This is a genomic window from Schaalia naturae, assembly GCF_042665795.1.
GTDB lineage: Bacteria > Actinomycetota > Actinomycetes > Actinomycetales > Actinomycetaceae > Pauljensenia > Pauljensenia naturae.
In genome coordinates this window covers 3,010,081-3,034,709 of record NZ_JBHTEF010000001.1, presented here as the reverse complement: position 1 = coordinate 3,034,709, position 24,629 = coordinate 3,010,081, and the positions used below count along the sequence as shown (strand labels likewise).

Sequence of the window (24,629 nt, the reverse complement as noted above, 5' to 3'; positions counted from 1 at the left end):
TGGCCGGAGGAACCGGAAAGGATGCTCCTGGGGAGACTCGCACTGTGTTGATGGGATGCTCGGAGGGGCCGGTCGATCGACCGGCCCCTCCGAGTGCGTGCGGGCAGGCCCCGGGAACCGGCGATCGTCCCTCGCGATGGGGCGCCGCCCCTCATCCGTCCTCGGGCCCGGCCCGGGCTCGGGCGGAGACCGTGACGGTCAACGCCCCCAGGTCGAGGCCCCGGCTCACCACCACCCGCGTGTCCGGGCCGACGACCTCGCACTCGGCCAGATCCATCCCGTTCACCGCGCTCACCTGACCGGCCAGATCGCAGGGCCGGTCGCCGACGGGAGACCACTGGGCCGTCGCGCTGACGTCCCCCGCCGCGAGCGCCGCCAGGTCCGCCACGGCCGAGGCCCGGACCGCATGCGCCTGCACGGCGCCGGCCAGCGCGAGCGCCCCTGCCAGGACCGCGGCGACCACGAGCACGCCGATGACGGCCATCGTCCCCGAGCCCTCCTCGCCGGGCGCCTCCCCTCCTGCGGGAGAGGGGATCGGTCCCGCACGGGTCTGCTCCCGGGCGGCGACAGGGGGCCGCCTGGGGGAACGAGGCTTCCGGGGCCGCGCCCGCTCGGTCATGGCACCGCCTGCTCGACGAGGGTCGTCGCCTCACATCGAGCCGTCGCCCCCAGTCCCCCGCCGGGGCCCGCCACGGGCGCCTGCCCTCGGACCGTCACCCACCGGCCGGCCCGGCTGACGGCGAGGTCCACAGAGCTGTCTGAGGCGCGGGCCGCGGCCGCGTGCGCGTCCCCGCCCACGGAGGCCTCACGGGCCGCCTCCCGCACCGCCTGGCATACCGAGGAGCGGGCCAGACCGGCCGCGGCCACGGACACGACGAGCACGAGCATCGCGACGACGGCGAGGAAACCGATGGCGAGTTCGACGGTCACCATGCCGGCGTCGGAGACCGGGCCCCAGCCTGGGCGCGGTCCCCGACACCTCTGGGAAGCGCGCGTCACAATGACAGCGCCCTCTCGATGATGCCCTGGAGCAGCCCCTTGACGGCTCCCGACTTGAGGACGACCACCAGCAGCCCCGCGAACCCCGCTGTGGCGATGGCGCCGATGGCGTACTCGACCGTGGTCGATCCCTCCTCCGGATGGGCCGTCGCGCCGTCCGTCCGCGCGTCGATCGCGCACCACGCCCCGATGACAGCCCGGTCGATCCTGTCCCTGATGTTCATGCGGCTCTCCTCCCGAGCAGTGCCGCCAGCCTTTCCGGCGACCTGACCAGCGTGTCGGCCCGGGCCGTCGCCAGCCACCCGCCCACCGCCTGTCTGTGGACCACCGCCGCTCCCGGCCGCCGACTGTGGACGGGACTGGGCCGCATCGGGCCGCGGCAGTTTGGTGGCACGCCCCGAACCAGGGGCAGAGGCAGCGCTCAGGACAGGCCGGACAGGCCGCCGGCCCCGAGATGGAGGAGCACCGGGACGACCCCGAGGGCCAGGAACGCGGGCAGCAGCAGGGCTCCCAGGGGAACGACCAGCCGGACGGCGAGCTCCTCCGCCTCAGCCCGCGCGTCGGAGATCCGTCTGGACCTCAGCTGCGCCGCTGCCCGGCGCAACAGGGGGACGGGAGACGTGCCGTCCGTCCACGCCGGCTCCAGAGTCCGGCCGACCAGCACCGCCTGAGCGGGGCACGGGTCCCACGCGACGCGCCAGGGCACTCCGAGAACCAGTTCCCGTCCGATGCGCCCGAGATCCGCCAGGCCCGCGGCCTCGCCCAGCGCCTCGAGGGCGGCGGGCGCGGACGCTCCCGACTCCAGTCCCGCCACAACCAGGTCGCACAGGATCGCGGGGTCGATCTCCGAGACCGCGCCGGCGTCGGATCCTCGCGCCGCGTCCCGCCCTTCCGCAAGGCGCAGCATCCGGCGCGACACGAGGTGCCCGGCCGCCAGGCACGCGACGCCGACGACCAGGCAGAGGGTTCCGACGCCGCCACCGGTCAGGCGCTCCAGCGGGCGCGCCCCCAGGGCCTCCCCGGCGGCGACGCCGACCAGCGGCAGGACGGTGAGGACCCGGGCGGAGGCCGCCGGGCCGGAGCGGGCGACCCGTCGCGCCTCCTCTGCGGCCGAGGACTCGTCGATGCCGTCGGCGACGACCTCCAGGACGCCCGCCAGCGGGGCCCCCAGCCGGTGCGTGAACCGGCAGGCGGCGACCAGCGCCGCGGCGGCGCGGCGTCCCGACCGCGAGCGCGCGGCGCCGGCGCGCAGCACGTCCCGGATCCCGAGGGCGAGACCCCCGAGCGACCGCCTCGTCGCGGGGAGCGCCAGATCCCTCCACCGCGGCCGCCGGGCCAGGAGGACCACCCCCTGAGGGGCGCCGCCCTCGTCAAGGGGGCCGAGAGGCCCCAGTCCCGGCGCCCGGGCCCACGCGGCCCGCCACGCCGCCTCCGTGGGCGTCCCCGCGCGCAGGCGCGCGGCGACCTCGGCGACGACGAGGGCGAGCGCCGCGCCGGCATCCCCCGAGCGCCGCGGCCACCGGGATCCGGACCCGGCGCCGGCGGCACGGCGCGCTATCGACCCGCCGGTCTCCGGCTCACCCGGCCGCGCCCATCGGCGCGCCAGGCGGATCCCGTGGCCCCGGTCCGCCGCCGAGATCAGGGCCAGGATGAGCACGCAGGTGCCGGCCAGCGCCGATCCCACCCAGTCGGTCCAGTCGGCGCCGATCACGGCGCCCCGGCGCCCCGGATCGTCTGCTCGTCCAGACCGAGGCGCCGGGCCAGGTCGGGCCACCCCGGTCCGGCGCGGACCCCCGCCGGGCGCACGTCGATCGCGACGACGCACTCAAGCTCCCGGTCGCGGCGGCGCAGCACCCCGATCTGCGCGACGCGACGCGCCCCCGCGATGCGACGCATCTGGACGACGGCGTCGAAGGCGGCGGCGGCCTGGGCGGAGACGGCGGCCTCCCCCATCCCCGCCAGCGCCCCCAGCGCGGACAGGCGGGCGGGGATGTCCTCGACGTCGTTCGCGTGGATCGTCGCCCATCCTCCGTCGTGGCCCGTGTTGAGGGCGCTGAGCACATCGCGGACCTCGCGGCCCCGGCACTCGCCCAGCACCAGCCGGTCCGGACGCATCCGCATGGCGGCGCGCACCAGGTCGGCGAGGGTGACCGCGCCGGCCCCCTGCACGTTGGGGCGCCGTTCCTGGAGGTGGACGACATGGGGATGGTCGGGGCGCAGTTCCGTGACCTCCTCGATGCAGACGATGCGCTCGTCGGGCGGAACCAGGCCGAGCATCGCCGACAGGAGCGTCGTCTTCCCCGCCCCCGTCGCCCCCGAGACCAGCGTGTTCGACCGCGTGGCGACCAAGGCCCGCAGAGGCGCCTCCAGGGCGGCGGGGACGGTGCCGAGTTCGACCATCCGACCCAGGGTCAGCGCCGAGGGCCGCGAGGTCCTCAGTGAGATCAGCGTCCCGCCCTCCGACAGCGGCGGCAGCACAGCATGGAGGCGCACGCCGTCGGACAGCGTGCCGTCGACGATGGGACTCGCCTCGTCGAGCCTGCGCCCGCATGCCGCGGCCATGTGGACGGCGAGGGCGCGCACCTGCGGCTCCGCTCCCAGCGCGACGCGCTCGCGTTCCAGCCCCCGCCCCCGGTCCACCCACACCTGGGTGGAGTTGACGAGCACGTCCGACACGGCCGGATCCGCCACCAATGGGGCCAGGTCCGGTCCGACGCCCCCGGACAGAGCGTCGAGCCGGCCGAGCTCGCGGACCATCTCCCGCGTCCCCGCCCCGGGCCGGGCGTGCCCGAGCACGGCCCGAGCGGGGGCCTCCCCCTCCGCGACCGCGCGCAGCACGCCGTCCGGGGACCCGGCCCGTGCGGGTGCCGGCCCCGCCCGGTCCGCCGCCCTCTGGCGCCCCTCGCGCAACGGCGCCCACCTGGGTCTGCCGGGCATGGTCATGGCTCCTCCCTCCACGACGCGATCCACGCGTCGGCGTCGCGCCGTCTCAGCTCCTGCCAGATCCGGCGGGTGCGCCGGGCGTCGGCGGAGGCGCGCCGGCCACCGGGCATCCGGCACATCCCGATATCCCCGCCCAGGTCGCGCAGCGTCTGCCCGAGGACCGGGGAGGGGCGTCGCATGGCGTGGGCGATGAGGGCCGGGACCACCACCGGGTGGGCGCCCAGGCTTCCCGCCAGGCGGATCGCGGAGTCCTGGTCGCCGCGCCCCGCCAGGCACACCGCGTCGACCGGCGATCCCGCCGAGCAGGCGGAGGCGGCGCGGTCGTCCCACCGTCCCAGGTCGACCACGACGTCGCCCGAGAGGCGGAGCGCCTCGAGGACGGGCCGCAGGCGCGGGTCCCCCGCGTGCGCACCGCCCCGGGGGTCGGGGCCGAGCAGGCGCACCGGTCCGACGCGGGGGAGATGGTCGGCCAGTTGGGCGCCGAAAGCGACCTCGTCGGCACGCAGATCCGCCCACCGCACGCCCTCGGGCGGGTCCGCGCGGGTGCCCCACGCGCCCGGCCCCGCGCCGGCGGCGTCGACCAGCGCGCCGCCGGCTCGGCGGGCCAGCAGCAGCGCGAGGCGCGTCGTCCCCGCCCCTCCCTGCCATCCGGCGACGGCGACGACGAGGGTGCGGAGGGGACCCGCCCCGCCTCTGCGGCCACTTGGGCCGGGAGCGCCTGCCACCAGCTCGGACACGAGGTCCCCCAGCAGGGCCTCGTCCCCGGGGATCCTCAGGGTGCCGCGCTCCCCCAGGACGACCACGGCGGGCGCCGACGGGGCCGGAGCCGTCGCAGCGGGCGTCCCGATCGGCCGGGACGCCCGACCCAGGGCAGCCCGCAGGTCGGGCACCCGCCCCGGATCCGCGGTGAGCGCCAGGACCACGGGACCGCCCGGCGCCCCCGCGGCACACGCCCCGGCGACCGGCCGCGCCCCGAGAAGGCGCACGATCTGCTCCGCGCGATCCGCGGTGGAAGGATCCAGCCCGTCGAGGACGACGCGCGGCGCCGACGGGGTCATCGCACCCCCGTCGCCCCGCGGCGCCTCGGATCGACCGGTCCACATGCTCCCAGCACACCCGCGCACAACCGCCCGCACCAGTCGCCGACCGCCCATCTGTGGAAGACTGGCGTGAGTGCCGGACCTGTGGACAGCCCCCGGAGGGCGGGGAGCCGACGACGAGGTCCCGCGGCGCCGTTGCCGACCAGGAGGATCACAGATGGAGCTGCTCGAGCAGGGGGACGCGATCCGCCGTGCCGGCGGTCCGGGCGGGATCGCGGCCGCGGCCTTCTTCGACCTCGACAAGACGGTCCTGTCGACGTCGTCCACCGTGGCCCTGCGCGAGCCCCTGATGCGCGCCGGACTGGTCACCCGCCGTGACGCGGCCATCGGCATGCTCATCCATCTGCCGTACCTGCTGCACGGCGCCGACGAGGCCCGCATGGAGCATATGAAGGAGGGGCTGGGAGAGCTCGCCCGCGGGTGGGACGCCCAGGTCCTGGAGTCCACCGTCCGCGAGGCCCTCACCCAGGCGATCGATCCCGTGTGCTTCACGGAGGCCCTCGACATGATCGCGCTGCACAAGGACGCCGGTCGCAGCGTCGTCATCGCGTCGGCATCGGTCCAGGAGATGGTTCGCCCCATCGCGGAGCTGCTCGGGGCGGACTTCTCGATCGGCTCCCTGGCCCAGACCGATGGCACCGGGGCCTTCACCGGCCGCATCGAGCGCTACAACTACGGCGCCGCCAAGGCCCGGGCCTGTCTGGCCCTGGCGGAGGCCCAGGGCTGGGACCCCGCTCATTGCTACGCCTATTCCGACTCCGTGACGGATCTGCCGCTGCTGGAGGCCGTCGGCCATCCCGCTGCCGTCAATCCCGACCGCGAGCTGCGCCGCGCCGCCGAGGAGCGCCGCTGGGAAGTGCTCTCCTTCAGCCACACCGTGCGCGTGCGCTCCAAGCCCGCGCGCATCGCCGTCCCGGTCGCCGGGACGGCCGCCGCCGTCGGTGCCGCCGCCTTCGCCCTGGCGCGCGCCCGACGTGCGTGGAAGGCGCGCTGACGCCTCTCCTCCGCCCCTCCTCCGGCACCGGCCGGCCCTCCCGCCGACGGTCCCGTCAGCGCAGCCGGCCCGCCTGGACGTGAAGGGCGACGTCCTCGCCCTCCTGGGCGCCGCGGGCCAGGCCGCGGGCGACGCGCGCGACCCAGGCGGCGGCCCCGTCCTCGTCCCCGCGCATCCAGGCGCCCAGCGCGCTGCCCGCGCCGGCGGGATCCTCCGCGTCCGCCAGTGAGAGGACGGCGACTCCCGTCGGATCGACGCCGCGCTCGACTAGGAGCCACCGCGCGAGGATCCCGCCGACGGCCAGGGAACCCGGGGTGAACACCTCCGCGGCGCGGAACTGCGCGAGCACCGCCGCCGCCGCCAGGATGGCCGGAGCGGGGGAGGCCGCGGCGGCCAGCGCCCGCCGGAGACGGGCAGGGTCGGTGGGAAGGGCGACCGACGAGGGCGCCACCAGGCCCGAGGCCAGCAGCGCCGAACAGACGTCGCGGTGGATGCCGGAGACGACGGCCGGCAGGGGAGGCGAGGTCCGTGCGGCCGGCTGACGGGCGTTGAGCGGTGCGAAGCCGTCGGCGAGCCGCCACTGGGCGCGCCAGATGCCCAGGGCCAGCGCCCGTCCGGGATCCGCGCCCCGCGTCCCCCCGGTGCCCGGCCCAACCACGGCGCCCCGGGGTCCCGCCCCCTCCCCCGCCGAGTCCCGCAGCGAGAGGTCACGCACGTCGTCAGCCGAGATGCGCACGCCCTCCAGCCGCGCCAACGCGGCCGCGTCACGCACGGCGGCCTCCGCGCGGGCCTCCGGCCAGCCGCGGCGCAGGCCCTCGTGGAAGCGCAGATGCGCGAGCGCGTCCTGGGCCTCGCGGACGGCGTCGCGGACGTCCCCGCGCCCCCACAACGCGGCCCACGGCCCGACCGCCTCGACTGGCGCGCCGTCGGGAGCCCCGGCCGCGGACAGCGAGAGGAAGGTCGGCATGCCGCCAGCCTAGATGGGCCCCGCCGCCTGATCGGTCCCGGGCGGCGAGGGCGTCGTCCGGTGGGACGCCGGGCCGGTCCGCACCGGAGCGACGATACTGGCACCATGACAGCCGACGCGACGCGGACCACGTCACCGACCACGGGCATCGGGGTGCCCACCCGGGTCCAGCACCTGCGCTCCGGCCTGTTCGCCTTCTTCTTCACGCCGATCGCGCTGGGCATGCTGGGCCTCGCCGTCACCGACTCGCAGTCCGTGGCGGCCGTGGGACAGCCCCTGTCGTCCTCGGTGAGCATGGCAGGCCTGCTGATCTCGACCGTGCTGCTGGGGCTCATCGCCGTCAACGCCGACGAGTCGCCCACCGGCATGGTCGTCATGACGGCCTGGTCCCTGGCCATCGGGGTCCTCCAGCTCCTGGGGCACACCCCGGTGCCCGCCGAGCTGTTCTCGTCGGTGTCCGGCTCGGACACCAGCGCCTCGATGCTGTGGTGCCTGTACCCGGTCGCCGTCTTCGCGATCTGCCTGGGCGCCACGCTGGCCACCGTCGAGGTCCGCCGGCGCGCTGTGACCGCCCTGAGCCAAGTCGACGCCGGGAACCCGGCGGCCGGGACGGAGGGGGAGGGGGCTCCGGCCCCGCGCGACGCCGACGCCCGTCTGGAGGTGGTGGCCGACGTCTACGCTCCCGGGCCGGCGCACTACCGCGAACGCGTGTTCGTCACCGTCTCCTCCGTGATCCTCGCGTGCGTCGCCGTCACGGCCCTCGTGTGGGCGGCGCCCTCGGACACCCTGCCCGTGGCGGCCCACGGGCTGGCGGGGCTGGTCCCCGCCCACCCCTTCGGGACCCTGGCCGGCCTGGTCGCGGCCGTGTGCCTGGGGGTGGTCGCGTGGGGGACGCGCTGGTCCCTGTTCGGCGCGGAGGTGGTCGCCGTGTTCCTCATGGTGGTCCCCGCCTATCTGGTGCTTCCGGTGTGGTCGACGCTGAGCGGACGGGTCGCGACGCCCGGAGCGTCGGTGCTCACCTCCTTGTCCATGGCGGCTCCGGTCGTGACCGCGCTGGGCCTCACACTGGCGGCCCTGGGCCTGGGGGCGCACTGGACGCGGCGCCGCCTCCGCGAGGACATCGCGCACGCCCTACGCGCCCATCCCGCCGACTGAGCGGAGCCGCGATCCAGCGGCCTGCCGCCCTCCTTGCGCCGTCAGCCGGGCGGCGCGCGCTAAGTTGGGCACCACACACAGGAGGAGCCATGTCTGAGCAGGACCACGATCCCCGTCCGTCGGACGACCAGCCGGTGCCCAGCGACGCCGACCTGGTGCTGGAACCGCAGGTCGACGACGTCCCGCTGCCCGGCGACGATCGGCCAGGCCCCGACGCCTTCTCGGCCGCGGCCCCGGAGGAGGACGAGGGCGAGGCCGCCCCCGCCGACGCCTCAGAGGACCAGCCGCTCCCCGATGCGCCCGACGACGGCTCCGGGGGCGGGATCCCCGCCCCCGAGACCCCGGCGGTCCCCGCCCCACACGAGGACAGCGACGCCGACAAGGCCACGCTCGCGGCGATGTGGGCCGCCGTGCGCGATCGCTCCGCATCGGCTCCCGCCCCCGACGAAGAGGCCCGCACGGAAACCGGCGCCCCGGCCGCCGGACCAGCGGCCGCCGAGCCCGGCCGGCCCCCCGCATCGGACCAGGACGTGCTCACCGGGGAGGAGGTCGCTCTCTCGGCGGGGACGGCCGACACCGCCGACATCGTCGGCACCCGTTCCGTCTCTCCCGTGGACACCTCGCAGGTCGAGCCCGTCGGCGCCGCCCCGCACACCGGCAGCATCCCGAGGATCCCGCCGATCCCCGCGTCCGCCGAGGCCGCCCCCGCGGACGAGCCGCCCGCACCGCCGGCGCCGCCCTCGTCCTCGTTCCCCCTCGCGCCGGAGAGCGACGCCCCGCAGGCCCCGGAACCCCATGATGTGCTGAGCCGCCGCGCCCCGCGCGCCCCTGACGACCTCGGGCCGGCCCCCGCCTCCCCGGCAGGCGGCGAGGCGCGCCCGGCGCCCGAGGCCCTCCCCCCGCGCGCGCCGGAACGGCCGCAGGGCCCCGACGGGGACCTCACGCAGACCGCTGTGCGCCGGCGCTCCCTGGTGACCCCCGCCGGCGGGGGGACCGGCGAGGAGGAGCCCGCCGAGGCCCCGTGGCATCCGCGCCCGGATGGCCCCGGAGACGGGGAGCGCGCTCGGCCCTCCCGCACGCCCACCAGCCTCGACGACGCGATCTTCGAGGGCGCGACCGTCGTGCCGGAGGTCCCCAGCCGCACGGGCGCGCACGTGTGGAGCCTCGTGCTCGCCCTCGTGCTCGTCCCCCTGGGGTGGTACCTGCTGGCAGACGCCGGGGCCCGAATGACACTGGCGACCGACAGCCCGATGACGACCGGGGCCCTCAACATCGCCGCTGTCCTCGAGCTCGCGGCCGGGCTCCTCGCGCTCCTCGTCATCGCGCTGGCGACGGCGCGGTCCTCCCTAGGCGCGCATGTGGCGGGCGCGCTCACCGCCTTGGCCGGACTCCCCTGGGTCGTGGCGCCGGGCTGGACGGCCGACACGATGTTGTCCCCCCTTCAGCGGCTGACCTCGTGGAACACCGTGGGGGCGAACCTGACGCACCACCTGCAGGCCTCCGGATACTCGGGTCGGCTGCTGGTGGTGGGCCTGGCGCTGCTGCTCGTCGGCGCGCTGGCCCACCGGGTGCGGCGCTCGGGCCGGGCGGAGGAGGCGCTGCGCGCCCAGGTCGAGCGCGTCAACCCCGAGGGCGCCTACCTGACCCGCCGCGAACGCCGCCGCGCCGCCAAGGCGGCGCGGTCGCAGGCCCGCCACTGACCCGCCCAATCCCGTCCCGATCCCAGGGAGCCATCCGTGGAGTTCCATCCCGAGGTCCCGCGCTCCGTCCTGGAGCCGCCCGGCCCTTGGACGCATCGCCAGGTCAGCGCGGGCGGCGCGGCCTTCCACGTGGCCGACGCCGGCCCCGAGGACCCGGATCACGCGATCGTGCTGCTCCACGACTTCCCCCTGTTCTGGCGGTCGTGGCGCGCGGTGATCCCGAGGCTCACCGCGCAGGGGCACCGCGTGGTGGCCATGGACCAGCGGGGATTCGGCACCTCCGACCTCCAGCGCGACGAGCCCGACCTCGTCCAGCTGGCCCGCGATGTCCGGGCGGTCGTGTCCGCCATGGGGATCGCGCAGTTCACCGTCGTGGGGGCCGGGATGGGCGGGGCGGTGGCGTGGATGCTGGGAGCGGCGGGCTCCGTGACGCTGCGCTCGGTGGTGACCGTGGCCTCCCCCCATCCTCTGGACCGTCCCGCCCTGCGCATGCCGACCCGGCTGTCGCGGGGCCGCCTCCTCGAGATCCGCATGGACGTCCCCCTGCGCCGCGTCCGCCTCCTGGAGAGCGGCCGGCTCGTCGACGGCCTGATCCGGGCGTGGGCCGCGCCCGCGAACCGGGACCGGCTCCTGGCCCAGGCCGGCCCCTACCGCACCGCCATGACGCGTCCGTTCGCGGCGTCGGCCACCACGGACTCCTTCTCCGCCACGCGGCACCTCAACAAGGCCTCGCGCCGCGCCCTCGCCCCCGCCGTCCGCGTCCCCGTCCTGTCGGTCCAGTGCGCGCAGGACGGCGGCCTGTCCCCCCGCGAGTTCGCCGGCGACGCGGCACGCGCATGCGGGGGGTTCTCCCAAGCGGTCCTGCGCGACTCCGGGCACTTCGCCTCCGAGGAGTCGCCCGAGGAGCTCGCCGACCTCATCCTCCGCCACGTCGCCCGGGTCCCGCCCCGCGCGCAGTGAGGGGGACGGGCGCGCCCCCCTCAGCCCGCCCCTCAGCCCTCCGACCCGGCCGACGGACACAGATCCGCGATCACGCACCGCTCGCACGCGGGCCGGCGCGCGTGGCAGACGGCGCGCCCGTGCCAGATAAGGACATGGGACAGCCTCGTCCAGTCCACCTCCGGCATGAGGGCGCAGACATCGCGCTCAACGGCCCCCGGGTCCGACGCGCGGGTCCATCCGAGACGTCGCGAGAGGCGCCCGACATGTGTGTCGACGGTGAGCGCGGGGATGCCGAAGCAATTGCCGCGCACGACATTGGCGGTCTTGCGGCCGACCCCGGGCAGGGACTCCAGCTCCGCGGACCCGCGCGGCACCTCGCCCTCGAACCGCTCGCACAGGGCGCGCGCGACGCCGACGACCTGCCCGGCGCGACGGTGCTGGAATCCCAGCGGGCGGATGACCGCCTCGACCTCGGCGGGCGGGGCGCCGGCCAGGTCCTCCGGCGCCGGCCAGCGGCGGAACAGCTCGGGGGTCACCGTGTTGACGCGGTCGTCGGTCGTCTGGGCGGACAGGACGGTGGCCACCAGCAGCTCGAAGGGGTTCCGGTGGTCCAGGCGGGTACGGGCGTCGGGGTACTCGGCGCGCAACCGGTCCCAGACCTCCAGGGCCTGCGCCGGGACTGGTGGATGAGGCACTGCGGCATAATAGGACGGCTGGCGCAGCCACACACCGGTCAATGTCTGGTGGCGGAGGTCACAAGTGCGCCACAATGAACGCGAGGACAGAAGAGTCGGCACCACCCCGGCTCGCACGGCAGACACGAACGGAGTTTGGTGAGACATGATCGCTGACGGCAACTTCATCAGTCAGGTGCCCCTCTTCGACGGCCTCGACGAGGCCCAGCAGGAGTCGCTCCAGTCCAAGATGGGCCACACGACGCTCCGCCGCGGGGAGACCCTCTTCGACGAGGGCGACCTGGGCGACCGGCTCTACATCATCACCGAGGGCAAGGTGAAGCTCGGCCACACCTCCAACGACGGCCGCGAGTCGCTGATCGCCGTCCTGGGCCCCGGGGAGATCATCGGCGAGCTCACGCTCTTCGACCCCGGCGCGCGTTCGACCACCGCGACGGCCGTGTCGCCAGCATCTCTGCTGTACCTGGACCACGAGGACCTCATGGGCATCCTCGACGCCAACCCGACGCTGGCCAAACACATGCTCAAGGCGCTGGCCCAGCGTCTGCGCCGCACGAACGAGTCCATGTCGGACCTGGTGTTCTCCGATGTCCCCGGCCGCGTCGCCAAGGCGCTGCTGGACCTGGCCGACCGTTTCGGGACCCCCACCGACGAGGGCGTCCACGTCCCCCACGACCTCACGCAGGAGGAGTTGGCGCAGCTGGTGGGTGCCTCTCGCGAGACCGTCAACAAGTCGTTGGCCGACTTCGTCTCCCGCGGATGGATCCGGCTGGAGGGACGCGCCGTCACCCTGTTGGACGTCGACCGCCTGGCGCGCCGGGCCCGCTGAGGGGATCCCGGCCCCGTCCTGCCCCGCATCGACCGGGGACGTCGCCAGTTCAGTGGCGTCCCCGGATCACCGTCTGCGGGGCGCTGTCCGCCGCGTGCGGACCGGCCGCCGAGTCAGTCAAGCGGACGCTTGAGGTAGGCCACGAGGTTCTCCGACCCGGTGGGCCCGGGGACCACCTGGACCAGCTCCCACCCGTCCTGGCCCCACTGATCCAGGATCGCCTTGGTCGCGTGCGTGAGCAGGGGGATGGTCGCGTACTCCCACTTCGTCATGCCCGCATCCTACCGCCGCAGGTTCCCGGAACGCCGGGCCGCTCCCGCGTGCGCGCTCACCCCTACCGCCGGACGCGGGCGAGGACGCGCGGCACCTGGGGAGAGCGGAGTTCCTCGGCCAGGGGGTCGTCGGAGTCCGCCAGCCACTGCGCCCAGTCCTCCACATCGGGATGGAAGCGCAGCAGCGCGCGGCGCTCTCGCTCGGTGAGCCCTCCCCACACCCCGAAGTTCGCTTGCGACTGCAATGCGTCCGCCAGGCATTCCAACCTGACCTCGCACTCCATGCACCTCAGGCGCACTTGCCGCTGCGAGGCTCCCTGGACGAAGAGCGCATCGGGTTCACCCGAGGCGCATAGAGCGCGAGCCGCCCAGCTCTGGTCGTCATTGACACCGCTCATGTTCCTACTCCGTATCCGGTCACCGCTGACCCTTCACACACTGTGACCATACACACATCTCATCAGCAACTCAAAGCCAGCCGATCGTGCTCGCGATGTCAACCGATGCGCCGGATCCGCGCGGGCACAGGAAACACCCAGCCCCTCCCCGAGCGGCGGCACGTATCCTTGTGCCATGTCGTCTCCACGCTCGCGCGCCGTCACCCCCGTGCAGCTGGTCGCCCTGCTGCTGGCCTTCCTCAGCATCTCCGGGTTGACCGGGGTGCTCGGGGCGGGCCTGTTGGTCCCGGCCGCGGGCTCCGCCGGCGAGGTCGCGAAGGCGGTCCCGACCGTCTTCGACGGGCTTCCCGACGACCTCCAGATCGTCGAGCCGGCCGTCGAGTCGACGATGCTCGACGAGGACGGCAACACCATCGCCACCTTCTTCGACAAGCGCCGCATCGTCGTCCCCTCGGACAAGATCGCCGACATCATGAAGCAGGCGATCGTGGCGATCGAGGACAAGAGGTTCTACGAGCACCACGGGGTCGACCCCGACGGCGTGGCCCGGGCGCTGGTGTCCAACCTGTCGGGGGACAGCGGCACGCAGGGCGCCTCGACGATCACCCAGCAGTACATCCGCAACATGCTCATCGAGAAGGGATACCTCGAGGGCGACGCGCAGATCGTCGCCGACGCCACGGCGCAGACACCCGAGCGCAAGCTGCGCGAGATGAAGTACGCGCTCACCCTGGAGACGAAGATGTCGAAGGACGAGATCCTCACGGGCTACCTCAACATCGCGCCCTTCGGCCCCACGACCTACGGCGTGGAGGCCGCCAGCAAGCTCTACTTCTCCAAGTCCGCCAGCCAGCTCACCATCTCCGAAGCCGCCCTGCTGGCGGGGCTGGTCCAGGCCCCCACCGACTACGACCCCCTCACCTATCCCGATGCGGCGCAGTCCCGCCGCGACACGGTGCTCGGCGTGATGCTCGACCAGGGCGTCATCACCCAGGAGGACTATGACGCGGCCGTGGCCGTCAACGTCTCCGACATGCTCCACCCGGACGTGCAGACGTCGGGATGCTCGGGGGCGACGACCACGATGGAGTACTTCTGCCAGTACGCCATCGAGCAGTTCCTCAACGACGAGACCTTCGGCGCCACTCAGGGCGAGCGCAACCAACTGCTCCAGACCGGCGGCATCGAGATCCGCACGACGATCAACGCCTCGAAGCAGCAGGACGCCTGGAACGCGCTGACGGCCGCCCTGCCGGTGGACAACGCGAACGGCGGGGTCGGCCTGGACGACGCGCTCACCTCGGTGGAGCCCTCGACCGGGAACGTCCTGGCGATGGCCCAGAACACGACCTACGGCCAGGGGGAGTCCACGCGGGAGACGATGGTGAACTACAACGTGGACAGCAACTTCTCGCCGGGATCGACGTTCAAGCTCTTCACGCTCATCCAGTGGTTCAAGGAGGGCCACGGCGCCTACGACACGGTCGGGCGGGCGAACCGGACGTACACCACGGGCGAGTTCAAATGCTCTGACGGCACGTACGTCCCCGTGGACAACGGCGCGTGGACGGTCAACGACCTGACGGGCAAGGACGGCCCGATGCAGGCGATCCGCGCCCTCGGCCTGTCCGTCAACCAGGCGTTCATCAACATGTCGACGAAGGTCGACTTCTGCGCGATCTTCCAGGACGCGAAGGACTTCGGGATCACGAAGGCCGACGGTTCTGCGATCGACCCGCTCCCCTCGAACATCATCGGCTCGGGCGAGGCCTCCCCCCTCAAGCTCGCCACCGCCTACGCCGCCATCGCGAACAACGGCGTGCTCTGCCAGCCCAACGCCATCACCACGGTGACGGACCGCAACGGCAACGTCCTCAAGGAGTACAAGCCGAACTGCAGCCAGGTCCTGGACTCGACCGTCGCTCAGAAGGTCTCGACGATGCTGCGCAAGGCGAATGCGCAGTACTACGACTTCGCGCTGGACGGCGGACGGCAGTTCGCCGCGAAGACCGGAACGACGGACAACAACTCGAACACCTGGACAGCCGGTTTCACTCAGGAGATCGCGACCGTGGCGTGGATGGGGTACGCGAACAGCTCCTCCCAGCAGGTTGAGAACTTCTCCATCGCCGGGACGACCCTGGCCGTGCCCTATGGCTCGACGGTGGGGGCCTACATCTGGGCCCCGTACATGAACGCCGCTCTCGCGGGGACCACGGGCACGCCGATGGCCGACGTCTTCATCGGCGACGTGCCCCGGCCCTCCCCCAGCCCCACGCCGTCGGCCACGGACACCGGGTCCTCCTCCGACAAGCCGGACACCGACACCGGCGACAATGGCCAGGGGCAGGACAATGGCGGCGACTCCGGATCCGACGGGAACGACCGGTGATCCCGCCTCTGCCGCCCGGCCTGGACGCTCTGGCCGACCAACCCTCGATCGCGCCGCGCGGCGTCATCGCCCGGGGCCGGGCCCTGGGGCTGTCCGCCGCCATGCTGGCCGCCACGGGCGCTGCCACACTCGCCTGGGGCCAGGTCGAGCGTCGGCTGCCGGCCGTCCGCCACGTCCACGTCCCGGTCGAGGCCTCACGCGGCACGCGGGAGCTGCGGATCCTCCAGATCTCCGACCTGCACCTCTACCCCGGCCAGGAGTTCCTCGTCGACTTCCTCACCCGCGTCGCCCGCACGCAGCCGATCGACATGGTCCTGTCCACGGGGGACAACTTCGGTTCCGCCGACGGCCTGCCCCTGGTCCGAGCCGCCCACGCGCCCTTCCTCGGACTGCCCGGCGCCTTCGTCCTCGGATCGAACGACTACTACTCCCCACGTCACAAGAACTGGGCGCACTACCTGCGCCGCGACCCGCGTGTCTCGGGAGACCCGCGGCTGGGCCTGTGGAACGGCTCCGAGGACGAGTTTGGCACGCCCTCCCGCGGTCTGCCGCACTCCCTGGACCTGGGCCACGACGACCAGATCCCGGACCTGCCGTGGCGGGCCTTCGTCGCGGACCTGGACGCCGCCGGATGGGCGGACCTGTCGAATCGCGCGGCCACCCTCGACATCGCGACGCAGGGAGGGGGCGGCGTCCAGAGGGTGAGCCTCATCGGCGTGGACGATCCCCACCTGGGACGCGATCGCCTCCCCGCCCCCGACGCCTCGTGGACCGATCCGCGAGCCCTGCGCCTCGCGGTCACGCACGCGCCGTACGTCCGCGTCGTCGACGCCTTCGCCCACCGCCATCCCGATGTCATCGTCGCCGGTCACACCCACGGCGGCCAGGTCGCCCTCCCGTTCCTCGGGGCGATCGTCACGAACTGCGACCTGCCCCGCCGTTTCGCCAGGGGGCTCCACATGTGGACCGCGGGAGACGACGCCGCCCTCCTCCAGGTCTCCGCCGGCCTGGGGACCTCGCCGTTCGCCCCCGTGCGCGTCGCCGCGCGCCCCGAGGTCACCGTCATCCATCTCATGCCCGTGTGACGGAACCGGCGCCATGCCGGTTTGGTCGGCCCAGCCGCCCACCGGTATACTCGTCGGGTCACACGGGGTGTGGCGCAGCTTGGTAGCGCGCTTCGTTCGGGACGAAGAGGTCGTGGGTTCAAATCCCGCCACCCCGACTCGTGTGAGTGCCCCCGGTCTGCGAAGACAGGCCGGGGGCTCCGCTCATCCCGGAAGAACGGCGAGAAGGCCCGCCCGGTCTCGGCGCCAGGCCCCGCGCTCTGACGCGGGTTCGACGCGACCGGCAGCGCCGAGAGCGAGGTTCAGTGCAATATGAGGGCCCTGACGGGTCCGTTCCGGCGCCGAACCTCGCGACGGGCGCCCTCGACGCGCGCGAACCACGCCTTCAGCGCCCTCACCGGGTCCGCCCCGCTGCGGGATCATGCTGCAGGAGGCCCGTTAGGGTGGGCCCATGACCCCTCCCGGACCGCGGCCGCACCGATCGACCAGGCGGCGCCTGGTGGCCCGGGGCTGGATCACGGATCAGCATGGCGCCTGGCCGATGGCCACCGTGCCCATCGTCGTCGGCGCGTTGACGGGCGGCGCGCGCTGGGAACATCTGGCGCTGCTGGCCGGGTGGGTCGCCGGCTTCCTGTTCTTCAACGCCGCCAGCCTGTGGCTGAGAGCTCCCCGCCGGGCACGGTACCGGCCCGCCCTGCTGGCGTGGGCGGGGGTGGCCGCGGGATTCGGCCTCCTCCTGGTGGTGCTCGCCCCGCGGCTCCTATGGTGGGTTCCCGTGTTCGCCCCCCTGGTCGCCGTGGCCCTCGTGGAGGCGTGGCGACGACGAGGGCGTTCCCTGCCGTCGCGCCTGAGCGCCGTCATCGCCTGCGGACTGACATGCGCGGTGGCCTACGACTGGGCGACGGGACTGGTCCGGCCCGAGGGCGCCTGGCGGGCCGGCGAAGCGTGGCCGTGGCGCGACGCTGCCGCCCTGACGGGTTCCGCCCCGGCCCCCTCCACCGGGTGGACCCATGCGTGGATCGTGACGGCGCTGCTCACAGCCTATTTCATCGGATCCGTGCCCTATGTCCGATCCCTGATCCGGGAACGCGGGGACCGGCGATGGATCGCAGGCTCCGCGGCCTGGCACGCCCTGGCGACCGGAGGCGCGGTGTCGGCCGCCGCGCTCGGAGCCGTGTCCTGGGCCGCCCCCGCTCTGTGGGCACTGCTCACCGCGCGCGCCCTCCTGGTCCCGTGGGACCAGGCGCGGCGGGGCCCCTGGAAGCCGCTCTCCATCGGGCTGGGCGAGGTCGCCGCCTGCCTCCTCACGGCGGCCGCGCTGCTCCTCCCCGCCTGAGACGGGTCTCGGCGCCGACCGGCTCCCACTGCCGCGCGCCGCTCGGTCCGCCTCCTCAGGACCCATCCCCCAGCGACGAGGTCTCCAGGTCCGCCGTGAGCTCGTCGACCACCAGGTCCGCCCCGCCCCCGGTGCGATAGGCGGCCCGTCCGACCAGGTGGGAGGCGACGGGGGCCGTGATGAACTGGAGGATCAGCACCGTCGCCGCCAGGACGACCCACCGCCACTGCCACGACTCCAGCCCGATGCCTGCCAGGACGAACATGAGCCCCAGGAATTGCGGTTTGGAGGCCGCGTGCATGCGCGCGTAGACATCCCGGAAGCGGACCAGCCCGATGGCCGCCACCAGCGTGAAGAACACGCCGACGAGCAGCAGGACCGCCCCGGCCACGTGGGCGGCGTCCTCGACGTTCATTCGTCCTCCTCCTCCGTGTTCGGCAGGCCGGCCCCCGGCGCCGTCAGGTCGGCCTCGCGCGCCGCGTCGCGGGCCGCCTGCTCCCGCTCGGCCCGATCCGCGTCCCGCGCCGCCTGCTCCCGCTCGATGCGCTGGCGCTCCGCCTCCTCCGCCGTCAAGATGCGCCGCGCATCGGAGCGCTCGCGCACCGCGAACCGGGAGACGACGACCGCGCTGATGAACGCCGTGAGGGCCAGGACCACGAGCAGGACGGACAGGTCCTGGCGCCCCCATCCCACGATCATGACGCCGACCAGGCTGATCCCGGCGGCCGTGAGGACGTCGTTCGCGATGCTGCGGTCCAGCAGCGAGGGCCCGGCGGCCACGCGCCACAGGGCCAGAAGACCGGCGGCCACGGCCAGGCACGCGGTCGCCAGGTGGAGGATGTCCAGCACGCTCATGACGGCCGCTCCTTTCCGGGGCGCGCCCGCCCGCGCCTCAGGGGCAGGGCCACACCCGCGGCGCGCAGGTCCGCGTTGGAGCCGATCGCCAGCAGGATCCGCCGCTCCTGGTCCAACACGGAGGAGCGGACGGCCTCCACGCCGCCCTGGCGCTCGAGGTCGAGCACATGGAGGTAGATCGTGCCCGTGAGACGGTCCACCCGCACGACGATCGTGCCCGGGACCAGCGAGGTCATCGCGGAGACGCCCGTGAGGTGCACGGGATCCGCGCTGCGCAGGTCGACGCGCACGATCGCGGAGCGGACCGGTCTGCCGGACAGCACCAGCCAGGAGACCTGCAGGCCCGCGCGGATGACATCGGCGACGAAGCGCGCCAGCAGCACGGTGACGGCCCCAGGCCGAACATGCCATCGGGAGGAGCTGTGGGGCAGCGGGAACGCCCACTGGACGGCCAGAGAGGCCAGGATCCCGCCGAGCACCGTCATCCATGAGAGGTCTCCGAACACCATCACCCACAGGAACGTCAGCCACACGGTGAGCCCGGGCGAGAGCCTCCCCCGGGCGCCCGGGCCCCGCGGCACCGAGTTGCCGCGCCACACCGGCACGGTCCGGGCCAGCGCCCTCCACATCAGTGTCCGCCCCCTTCGGAGTCCGTGTCCGAGGTGCCGGTCCCACGCCCGTCGTCGGGCAGCACCGACTCGATGTAGGGCGAGCGCATGATGAGGCTCTCGGCGGCCCGGTCGACATACCCCCAGATCGGGCCCGACAGGGCCGCCATCGCCACCTGCACGACGATGAGGACGCCGACCGTGGCCGTCATGAGCCGCGACGTTCCGAGGGCCCGCTGCTCGGCGCCGGTTCGGGAGGCCTCCGCCGCGCGCTCGGCCCGGTGGGCGGCGGGGGCTAGCACCTGCTCGGCGCGGGCGACCTGGCGCACCACGGCCGCCCTCGCCCTTGCCGAGGTGTCGGGGCCGGTCACGGGCTCCATCAGCACCGGGGACGGCTCCCCGGGGGCCTGCCAGAAGGCCTGGTGCCACCACTTGACGACCACGTAGAGCGTGAGGAAGGACGTGGCCAGGCCGCAGCCCAGCAGGATCCACGCCGCGGGCGTCCCCGCCTGCACCGAGGCCCGGGCGAGGCCGAGCTTCCCCACGAAGCCCGTGAGAGGGGGCATGCCCACCAGGTTCATGCCGGCGACGAAGAACATCATCGCCAGGACGGGGGCGGAGCGGACCAGCCCGGAGAGCCGGGACAGCGAGGTCGTCCCGGTGCGCCGCTCGATGAGGCCGGCGATGAGGAACAGGGACGTCTGGACGAGGATGTGGTGGGCCGCGTAGTAGATCGCGCCGGCCAGCCCCCACCGCAAGGACAGGGACAGGCCCCACAGCATGAACCCGATGTGCGAGACCAGGGTGAAGGACAACAGCCTCTTGATGTCGTCCTGGGCGACGGCGCCGACGATGCCGACGAGCATCGTGGCCGCCCCGACCGCGGCGAGGACCCCGTCCAGCCGTCCCCCGGGGAACAACAGGACCTCCAGCCGGATCAGCGCGTAGACCCCGACCTTCGTCATGAGGCCCGCGAACACGGCGGTCACCGGGGCCGGGGCCGTCGGGTAGGAGTCCGGCAGCCACGCCTGCAACGGCACCACGGCCGCCTTGATGCCGAAGGCCACCAGCAGGACGACGTTGATCACCAGGGCGACGCCCGGGTCGATCCCGGCCAGCCTCTCCGCCAGTTGCGCCATGTTCACCGTCCCGGTCGCCGCGTAGGTGAGCGCGATGCCCGCCAGGAACAGCGCCGAGGACAACAGGGAGACGACGACGTAGACGCTCCCGGCGCGCACCCGCCCGCGCGTCCCGCCGATCGTGATGAGGACGAAGGAGGCGGCCAGGAGGATCTCGAACCCGACGTAGAGGTTGAACAGGTCGCCGGTGAGGAAGGCGTCGGACACTCCGGCGGACAGGATGAGGAACGTCGGGAAGTAGACGCTGATCGGCGCCCCCGGGCTGTCGTCCGTCAGGTTCTGGACCAGCGAGTAGACGAGGACCGCCAGGGTGACGATCTGGCTGACGACCAGCATGAGCGCCGCCAGGCGGTCCGCCACCAGCGTCACGCCGATCGGGGCGGCCCAGGAGCCGACGTCCAGGACGACCGGCCCCCGGTCGGCTGCGAGCGCCAGCACCACGGAGACGGCCGTCGTCGCGGCCAGCACCGTCAGGGCGATGAGCTGCTGGAGCCGGGGACGGCGCCCGACCACGAGGGCGAGCCCCGCCCCGAGCAGCGGCAGCAGCACCGGGATGGGAAGCATCCATGCGACGTCGTTCATGCCCCGCCCCCGTTCACGTCCTGCCCGCCCGCCGCCGCGGGCTCCTGGGCGTCCGGAGCGTCGACGTCCAGCCCGTCCGCCCTGAGGTCCGCCTCCGTGTCCTCGGTGTCGTAGTCGATGCCGGCGTCCTCCGTGCCCGTGGCGGCCTCGTCGTCGGCCAGGGCCGCAGCCCGCTCGGCCCGCTGGGCCAGGACGCGGTCCTCGATGTCGTCGACCACCTCGTCATGGCCGGACAGCTTCCACGAGCGGTAGGCCAGCGCCAGACCGAACGCCGTGGTCCCCAGGGACAGGACGATCGAGGTGAGCATCATCGCCTGCGGCAGCGGGTCAGCCATGGCCGCCGGGTCCTCGCCGCCCAGCAGCGGCGGGCGGCCGGCCGGCCCCCCGGAGGCGAGGATCAGAACGTTGATCCCGTGGGTCATCAGGCTCAGGCCGATGAAGATCCGCGTCAACGTGCGCTCCAGCAGCAGGTACACGCCGGCGCCCACCAACACTCCGGCCACGATCAGCAAGGTGAGGGAGGGAACGGTCATGACGGTCCCCCGTTCTCCTCGGGCCCGGGCCGGTCCGGGCCGGGCGGGCCGTCCTGGACGAGGGCGGCGCCGCCCTCGTCGGCCCGGCCCCCGGAGAGCGGGCGTCGACCGGGAGAGGCTGGCGTGGCGGACTGCCGATCGACCTCGGCGCCGACCGAGGCCACGAGGTCGAGGACCAGGCCGACGACCAGCACGTACACGCCGACGTCGAGGATCATGGCGGTCGTGAAGTGGAGTCCGCCCAGCGCGCCCAGATGGATGTCGACCGGGGTCGACTGCAGGACGGCGTTGCCGAACGCGAGGGGGGACAGGGCGCCCGCGCCGGCGATGAACAGGCCGAGCCCCATGATCCGTCCGGGGGCGACCGGCATGGCCTCCGCCAGCTCGTGGCGGCCCCCAGCCAGGTAGCGCAGGACGAACGCGATGCCGGCCACGACGCCTCCGGCGAAGCCGCCTCCGGGGTTGTTGTGCCCGATGAGCAGGAGCCACAGGGACAGGATCAGCATCGTCGGGAAGAGGAGGCGGGTCGTCACCTCCAGCACCGTGGACCGGTCCTGGGGGCGCAGCGCCGCGACCGAGGGCAGGAACGCGCCCTCGTCCCCGCCCGCGGCCCCGGCCGCCGGCCCGCCCCAGGCGCGGGAGCGCCTCTCCGGGCGGGGGCGGTGCCCGGCGGCGTAGACGAGGGAGGCGACGCCCGTGGCGGTGACGAGCAGCACCGACAGCTCGCCGACCGTGTCCCAGGCGCGGATGTCGACCAGGATGACGTTGACGATGTTGCGGCCGTTGCCGAAGGAGAGCGCCTCGGTGGGCATGAGCTCCGACACCGGGGCGTCGACGCGCGCCGAGGTCGCCGCGAGCCCGGCCGCGACCACGCCCGCGCCGACGGCGACCGCCAGCAGCAGGTGGCCCCACCGCGCGGAGGCCAGCGGCCGGTCCGAGAAGAACGGGGGGAGCTTGCGCAGGACGAGCACGAAGACGACGATGCTGACCGACTCGACGACCAGCTGGGTGAGCGCCAGGTCGGGGGCGCCTTGGGAGGCGTAGAGCAGGGCGACCCCCAGGCCGACGGCGCCCAGCGCGAAGGCGGCGCGCATCCGCCGCCGCGAGCGGGCCGTCAGCACGGCGGCGGCGACGACGAGGACGGCGATGCCCACCTGCGCGAACGAATCCCAGGCGCGCACGGTCACCGAACGCGGGGGATCCGCGACGGCTGCGATGCCTCCGGCGACGACCAGGGTGAGGAGGATGGTCGTCAGGTCCCAGGGCAGCGATCCCCGCTGCGACAGGCGCGTGACGCGGGTGGCGAGGATCTCGAGTTCGCGCAGGCTCCAGGAGAAGACGTCCGTGATGGCGACGGGCGGGGCGATCCTCGACTGGAGCGCGCGGAAACGGTCCGCCACCGCGACCAGGGCCGCGCCTCCCAGGAGGATGAGGGCGGTGAGGGCGGCAGGCTCCCATCCGGACCACCACGCCAGGTGCGCCGCGCCCGGCAGCCCGTCCGCCCCGTGGAGCTCCATCACCGACTGCATCGGGGAGGGCGCCCAGCCGAGCAGCGCTCCCAGCGAGAGCACGACGATGGGCACGGTCATCAGCAGCGGCGTGGGAGCGGGGTGCTCGGTGGACCGTTCCGACGCGGTTGCGGGGCGGCAGGCCGGGTCGATGGGCCGAGTGCCGAAGGCCCCCCACCACACGCGCCACGAGTAGGCGACGGTGAGGACGCTGCCTGCGGCGATGACGAGGGCGAGCGCCACGTCGAGGGTGCGGGCCCCCGCCGCGGTGCCCCACGCCGTCGCCCACGAGGCCTCCGAACCGTGGAGGAGGGCCGCCAGCAAGGCCTCCTTGCCCAGGTACCCGGTGGTCAGCGGCACGCCGGCCATCGACAGGGCCGCCAGCCCCGAGGCGGCGGCCAGCACCGGCTTGCGGCGCCCCAGGCCGCTGAGACGGCGCAGGTCGCGTGTCCCCGTCGCCGACTCGACTGCGCCGATCGTGAGGAAGAGCGTGGATTTGAACAGGCTGTGGGCCACCAGCATCGTCAGGCCCGCCGCCATCGCGCCGGCGCTCCCCTGGCCGACGGCCGCCGAGATGAGCCCGAGCTGGGAGACCGTGCCGTAGGCCAGCACCAGCTTGAGGTCGTCCTGGCGCAGGGCCCTCCACCCGCCGACCAGGAGCGTCGCCAGCCCCAGGGCGACGATGAGCGGCGACCACACGGGAATCTGCGTGAAGCCGGGCGTCAGGCGCGCGATGAGATAGACGCCGGCCTTGACCATGGCCGCCGCATGGAGGAAGGCGGACACCGGCGTGGGCGCCGCCATCGCGCCCGGCAGCCAGAAGTGGAAGGGGACCAGCGCCGACTTCGAGAAGGCACCGGCCGCCACGAGCACGGCCGCCACCGCGACCTGCGGGGAGGAGGCGTCCATCCGCCCGTCGGTGAGGGCGGGGACCAGCTCCGACAGCCGGAAGGAGCCTCCGGGAGCCAGTCCCAGCATGACGAGGCCGGCGAACATCGCCAGCGCCCCCGACGAGGTCACCAGCAGGGCCTGGCGGGCGGCGGCACGGGCGGGGCGTCGTTCATGGTGATGGCCGATGAGGAGGAACGACAGCAGCGAGGTCGCCTCCCAGAACACGTAGACGCCGATCGTGTGGTCGGAGGTGACGACCCCCAGCATGGCTCCGGCGAAACCCGTGAACACGGCGGCGAAACGCCCCAGCCCCGCCGACGTGGAGGAGAAGTAGCCGCCGGCATAGACGAGGACCAGCGCTCCCACGCCGCCGACGATGAGGGTCATCAGCCACGACAGGGTGTCGAGGCGGAACCACAAGTCCATCTGCAGGCCGGGGATCCACGGGAGGTGCTCCACCGTGGATACGCCCGAGCGCACCGCCTCCGTGTGGACGAGCGCCCATACCGCCGACGAGGCCGGGACCAGCGCGAGGACTGGGAGCGCCCGGCGGCCCAGGCGGGCCACCAGCCACGGCGCCAGCATCGCCGCGCACAGATGCGCGGCGAGCAGGGCGACCATGAGCACCTCCGGATGTTGAGTTGGCACGTGACGGGAGCGGGCGGCCGACGACCGCTCTCAGGGTATCGGCATGGCGGGGCTCGCGCCCGTCCACGTCCGCCCGCCG

24 protein-coding genes and 1 tRNA gene are annotated in these 24,629 nt (G+C 74.0%); 9 read left to right on the top strand and 16 right to left on the bottom strand.

Features of this window, described 5'->3' with window-relative positions; all coding sequences use genetic code 11:
• Window positions 1-151: 151 nt before the first annotated feature.
• The 6 genes from ACFQWG_RS13325 to ACFQWG_RS13300 all read right to left on the bottom strand — a co-directional run bounded on the left by ACFQWG_RS13325 (window position 152) and on the right by ACFQWG_RS13300 (window position 5,000).
• Entirely contained in the window at window positions 152-535 is a 384-nt protein-coding gene (locus ACFQWG_RS13325; RefSeq protein WP_380976355.1) for an Rv3654c family TadE-like protein, read from the bottom strand.
• An 80-nt stretch (window positions 536-615) separates the two neighbouring features.
• A complete protein-coding gene (locus ACFQWG_RS13320; protein WP_380976063.1) occupies window positions 616-933 on the bottom strand; it encodes a pilus assembly protein TadE in 318 nt (105 codons plus the stop codon).
• 62 nt (window positions 934-995) lie between these two features.
• A complete protein-coding gene (locus tag ACFQWG_RS13315) occupies window positions 996-1,223 on the bottom strand; it encodes a DUF4244 domain-containing protein (protein ID WP_380976061.1) in 228 nt (75 codons plus the stop codon).
• A 197-nt stretch (window positions 1,224-1,420) separates the two neighbouring features.
• Window positions 1,421-2,710: a type II secretion system F family protein gene (locus tag ACFQWG_RS13310; protein WP_380976059.1), complete on the bottom strand. Its 1,290-nt coding sequence runs from the start codon at window positions 2,708-2,710 to the stop codon at window positions 1,421-1,423.
• A complete protein-coding gene (locus ACFQWG_RS13305) occupies window positions 2,707-3,936 on the bottom strand; it encodes a TadA family conjugal transfer-associated ATPase (RefSeq protein WP_380976057.1) in 1,230 nt (409 codons plus the stop codon). Before ACFQWG_RS13305 ends, ACFQWG_RS13310 begins: the two co-directional genes overlap by 4 nt.
• A gap of 2 nt (window positions 3,937-3,938) precedes the next feature.
• Window positions 3,939-5,000, bottom strand: a complete 1,062-nt coding sequence (locus ACFQWG_RS13300; RefSeq protein WP_380976055.1) for a hypothetical protein — start codon at window positions 4,998-5,000, stop codon at window positions 3,939-3,941.
• Window positions 5,001-5,199: 199 nt separating this feature from the next.
• Here ACFQWG_RS13300 and ACFQWG_RS13295 point away from each other — a divergent pair, with 199 nt between their 5' ends.
• Complete coding sequence (locus ACFQWG_RS13295) at window positions 5,200-6,036, top strand: HAD family hydrolase (protein ID WP_380976053.1); 837 nt, start codon at window positions 5,200-5,202, stop codon at window positions 6,034-6,036.
• 55 nt (window positions 6,037-6,091) lie between these two features.
• Here the strand turns inward: ACFQWG_RS13295 and ACFQWG_RS13290 are convergent, their stop codons facing one another.
• A complete protein-coding gene (locus ACFQWG_RS13290) occupies window positions 6,092-7,003 on the bottom strand; it encodes a hypothetical protein (protein ID WP_380976051.1) in 912 nt (303 codons plus the stop codon).
• Between the two features lie 105 nt (window positions 7,004-7,108).
• On the opposite strand from ACFQWG_RS13290, the gene ACFQWG_RS13285 reads away from it, so the two are divergent.
• The 3 genes from ACFQWG_RS13285 (at window position 7,109) to ACFQWG_RS13275 (ending at window position 10,818) form a co-directional block, all read left to right on the top strand.
• Complete coding sequence (locus ACFQWG_RS13285) at window positions 7,109-8,158, top strand: hypothetical protein (protein ID WP_380976049.1); 1,050 nt, start codon at window positions 7,109-7,111, stop codon at window positions 8,156-8,158.
• A gap of 89 nt (window positions 8,159-8,247) precedes the next feature.
• The gene (locus tag ACFQWG_RS13280; protein ID WP_380976047.1) at window positions 8,248-9,858 is read left to right on the top strand and encodes a hypothetical protein; all 1,611 of its coding nucleotides are present in this window, start codon (window positions 8,248-8,250) and stop codon (window positions 9,856-9,858) included.
• A gap of 36 nt (window positions 9,859-9,894) precedes the next feature.
• Window positions 9,895-10,818 carry an alpha/beta fold hydrolase gene (locus ACFQWG_RS13275; protein WP_380976045.1) on the top strand — a complete coding sequence of 308 codons (924 nt, stop codon included), beginning with the start codon at window positions 9,895-9,897 and terminating at the stop codon, window positions 10,816-10,818.
• Between the two features lie 32 nt (window positions 10,819-10,850).
• Here ACFQWG_RS13275 and nth read toward each other — a convergent pair whose 3' ends face one another.
• Window positions 10,851-11,495 carry an endonuclease III gene (gene nth, locus ACFQWG_RS13270; RefSeq protein WP_380976043.1) on the bottom strand — a complete coding sequence of 215 codons (645 nt, stop codon included), beginning with the start codon at window positions 11,493-11,495 and terminating at the stop codon, window positions 10,851-10,853.
• Window positions 11,496-11,640: 145 nt separating this feature from the next.
• Here nth and ACFQWG_RS13265 point away from each other — a divergent pair, with 145 nt between their 5' ends.
• Window positions 11,641-12,324 (top strand): Crp/Fnr family transcriptional regulator, encoded by a 684-nt coding sequence (locus ACFQWG_RS13265; protein ID WP_291495971.1) that lies wholly within the window; start codon window positions 11,641-11,643, stop codon window positions 12,322-12,324.
• Window positions 12,325-12,437: 113 nt separating this feature from the next.
• Here the strand turns inward: ACFQWG_RS13265 and ACFQWG_RS13260 are convergent, their stop codons facing one another.
• Window positions 12,438-12,596 (bottom strand): DUF4177 domain-containing protein, encoded by a 159-nt coding sequence (locus ACFQWG_RS13260; protein WP_291495969.1) that lies wholly within the window; start codon window positions 12,594-12,596, stop codon window positions 12,438-12,440.
• 62 nt (window positions 12,597-12,658) lie between these two features.
• Window positions 12,659-12,994, bottom strand: coding sequence for a WhiB family transcriptional regulator (locus tag ACFQWG_RS13255; protein ID WP_291495967.1), 336 nt, complete (start codon window positions 12,992-12,994; stop codon window positions 12,659-12,661).
• A gap of 175 nt (window positions 12,995-13,169) precedes the next feature.
• Here ACFQWG_RS13255 and ACFQWG_RS13250 point away from each other — a divergent pair, with 175 nt between their 5' ends.
• From ACFQWG_RS13250 to ACFQWG_RS13235, 4 genes are all read left to right on the top strand, one after another.
• The gene (locus tag ACFQWG_RS13250; protein WP_380976040.1) at window positions 13,170-15,386 is read left to right on the top strand and encodes a transglycosylase domain-containing protein; all 2,217 of its coding nucleotides are present in this window, start codon (window positions 13,170-13,172) and stop codon (window positions 15,384-15,386) included.
• A complete protein-coding gene (locus ACFQWG_RS13245; protein ID WP_380976038.1) occupies window positions 15,383-16,471 on the top strand; it encodes a metallophosphoesterase in 1,089 nt (362 codons plus the stop codon). The genes ACFQWG_RS13250 and ACFQWG_RS13245 overlap by 4 nt, the downstream gene beginning before the upstream one ends.
• Before the next feature lie 63 nt (window positions 16,472-16,534).
• Window positions 16,535-16,608, top strand: a tRNA-Pro gene (locus tag ACFQWG_RS13240).
• Window positions 16,609-16,901: 293 nt separating this feature from the next.
• Window positions 16,902-17,786, top strand: a complete 885-nt coding sequence (locus tag ACFQWG_RS13235; protein WP_380976036.1) for a YwiC-like family protein — start codon at window positions 16,902-16,904, stop codon at window positions 17,784-17,786.
• Window positions 17,787-17,841: 55 nt separating this feature from the next.
• Here ACFQWG_RS13235 and mnhG read toward each other — a convergent pair whose 3' ends face one another.
• Genes mnhG through ACFQWG_RS13205 form a run of 6 tightly spaced genes read right to left on the bottom strand, consistent with a single transcriptional unit; the run spans window position 17,842 to window position 24,523 of the window.
• Entirely contained in the window at window positions 17,842-18,201 is a 360-nt protein-coding gene (mnhG, locus tag ACFQWG_RS13230) for a monovalent cation/H(+) antiporter subunit G (RefSeq protein WP_291495959.1), read from the bottom strand.
• Complete coding sequence (locus ACFQWG_RS13225; RefSeq protein ID WP_380976033.1) at window positions 18,198-18,641, bottom strand: monovalent cation/H+ antiporter complex subunit F; 444 nt, start codon at window positions 18,639-18,641, stop codon at window positions 18,198-18,200. The genes mnhG and ACFQWG_RS13225 overlap by 4 nt, the downstream gene beginning before the upstream one ends.
• Window positions 18,638-19,270 (bottom strand): Na+/H+ antiporter subunit E, encoded by a 633-nt coding sequence (locus tag ACFQWG_RS13220; protein ID WP_380976032.1) that lies wholly within the window; start codon window positions 19,268-19,270, stop codon window positions 18,638-18,640. Before ACFQWG_RS13220 ends, ACFQWG_RS13225 begins: the two co-directional genes overlap by 4 nt.
• Window positions 19,270-20,970, bottom strand: a complete 1,701-nt coding sequence (locus ACFQWG_RS13215) for a Na+/H+ antiporter subunit D (RefSeq protein WP_380976030.1) — start codon at window positions 20,968-20,970, stop codon at window positions 19,270-19,272. The genes ACFQWG_RS13220 and ACFQWG_RS13215 overlap by 1 nt, the downstream gene beginning before the upstream one ends.
• Entirely contained in the window at window positions 20,967-21,503 is a 537-nt protein-coding gene (locus ACFQWG_RS13210) for a Na(+)/H(+) antiporter subunit C (RefSeq protein WP_380976028.1), read from the bottom strand. Before ACFQWG_RS13210 ends, ACFQWG_RS13215 begins: the two co-directional genes overlap by 4 nt.
• Complete coding sequence (locus ACFQWG_RS13205; protein ID WP_380976353.1) at window positions 21,500-24,523, bottom strand: Na+/H+ antiporter subunit A; 3,024 nt, start codon at window positions 24,521-24,523, stop codon at window positions 21,500-21,502. The genes ACFQWG_RS13210 and ACFQWG_RS13205 overlap by 4 nt, the downstream gene beginning before the upstream one ends.
• Window positions 24,524-24,629 lie beyond the last annotated feature (106 nt).

Coding starts and splice junctions, on each gene's coding strand:
- ACFQWG_RS13320 (WP_380976063.1), bottom strand. CDS start 933: ATGGTGACCGTCGAACTCGCCATCGGTTTCCTCGCCGTCGTCGCGATG.
- ACFQWG_RS13315 (WP_380976061.1), bottom strand. CDS start 1,223: ATGAACATCAGGGACAGGATCGACCGGGCTGTCATCGGGGCGTGGTGC.
- ACFQWG_RS13305 (WP_380976057.1), bottom strand. CDS start 3,936: ATGCCCGGCAGACCCAGGTGGGCGCCGTTGCGCGAGGGGCGCCAGAGG.
- ACFQWG_RS13300 (WP_380976055.1), bottom strand. CDS start 5,000: ATGACCCCGTCGGCGCCGCGCGTCGTCCTCGACGGGCTGGATCCTTCC.
- ACFQWG_RS13295 (WP_380976053.1), top strand. CDS start 5,200: ATGGAGCTGCTCGAGCAGGGGGACGCGATCCGCCGTGCCGGCGGTCCG.
- ACFQWG_RS13290 (WP_380976051.1), bottom strand. CDS start 7,003: ATGCCGACCTTCCTCTCGCTGTCCGCGGCCGGGGCTCCCGACGGCGCG.
- ACFQWG_RS13285 (WP_380976049.1), top strand. CDS start 7,109: ATGACAGCCGACGCGACGCGGACCACGTCACCGACCACGGGCATCGGG.
- ACFQWG_RS13280 (WP_380976047.1), top strand. CDS start 8,248: ATGTCTGAGCAGGACCACGATCCCCGTCCGTCGGACGACCAGCCGGTG.
- ACFQWG_RS13265 (WP_291495971.1), top strand. CDS start 11,641: ATGATCGCTGACGGCAACTTCATCAGTCAGGTGCCCCTCTTCGACGGC.
- ACFQWG_RS13260 (WP_291495969.1), bottom strand. CDS start 12,596: ATGACGAAGTGGGAGTACGCGACCATCCCCCTGCTCACGCACGCGACC.
- ACFQWG_RS13255 (WP_291495967.1), bottom strand. CDS start 12,994: ATGAGCGGTGTCAATGACGACCAGAGCTGGGCGGCTCGCGCTCTATGC.
- ACFQWG_RS13250 (WP_380976040.1), top strand. CDS start 13,170: ATGTCGTCTCCACGCTCGCGCGCCGTCACCCCCGTGCAGCTGGTCGCC.
- ACFQWG_RS13235 (WP_380976036.1), top strand. CDS start 16,902: ATGACCCCTCCCGGACCGCGGCCGCACCGATCGACCAGGCGGCGCCTG.
- mnhG (WP_291495959.1), bottom strand. CDS start 18,201: ATGAACGTCGAGGACGCCGCCCACGTGGCCGGGGCGGTCCTGCTGCTC.
- ACFQWG_RS13225 (WP_380976033.1), bottom strand. CDS start 18,641: ATGAGCGTGCTGGACATCCTCCACCTGGCGACCGCGTGCCTGGCCGTG.
- ACFQWG_RS13220 (WP_380976032.1), bottom strand. CDS start 19,270: ATGTGGAGGGCGCTGGCCCGGACCGTGCCGGTGTGGCGCGGCAACTCG.
- ACFQWG_RS13215 (WP_380976030.1), bottom strand. CDS start 20,970: ATGAACGACGTCGCATGGATGCTTCCCATCCCGGTGCTGCTGCCGCTG.
- ACFQWG_RS13210 (WP_380976028.1), bottom strand. CDS start 21,503: ATGACCGTTCCCTCCCTCACCTTGCTGATCGTGGCCGGAGTGTTGGTG.
- ACFQWG_RS13205 (WP_380976353.1), bottom strand. CDS start 24,523: ATGGTCGCCCTGCTCGCCGCGCATCTGTGCGCGGCGATGCTGGCGCCG.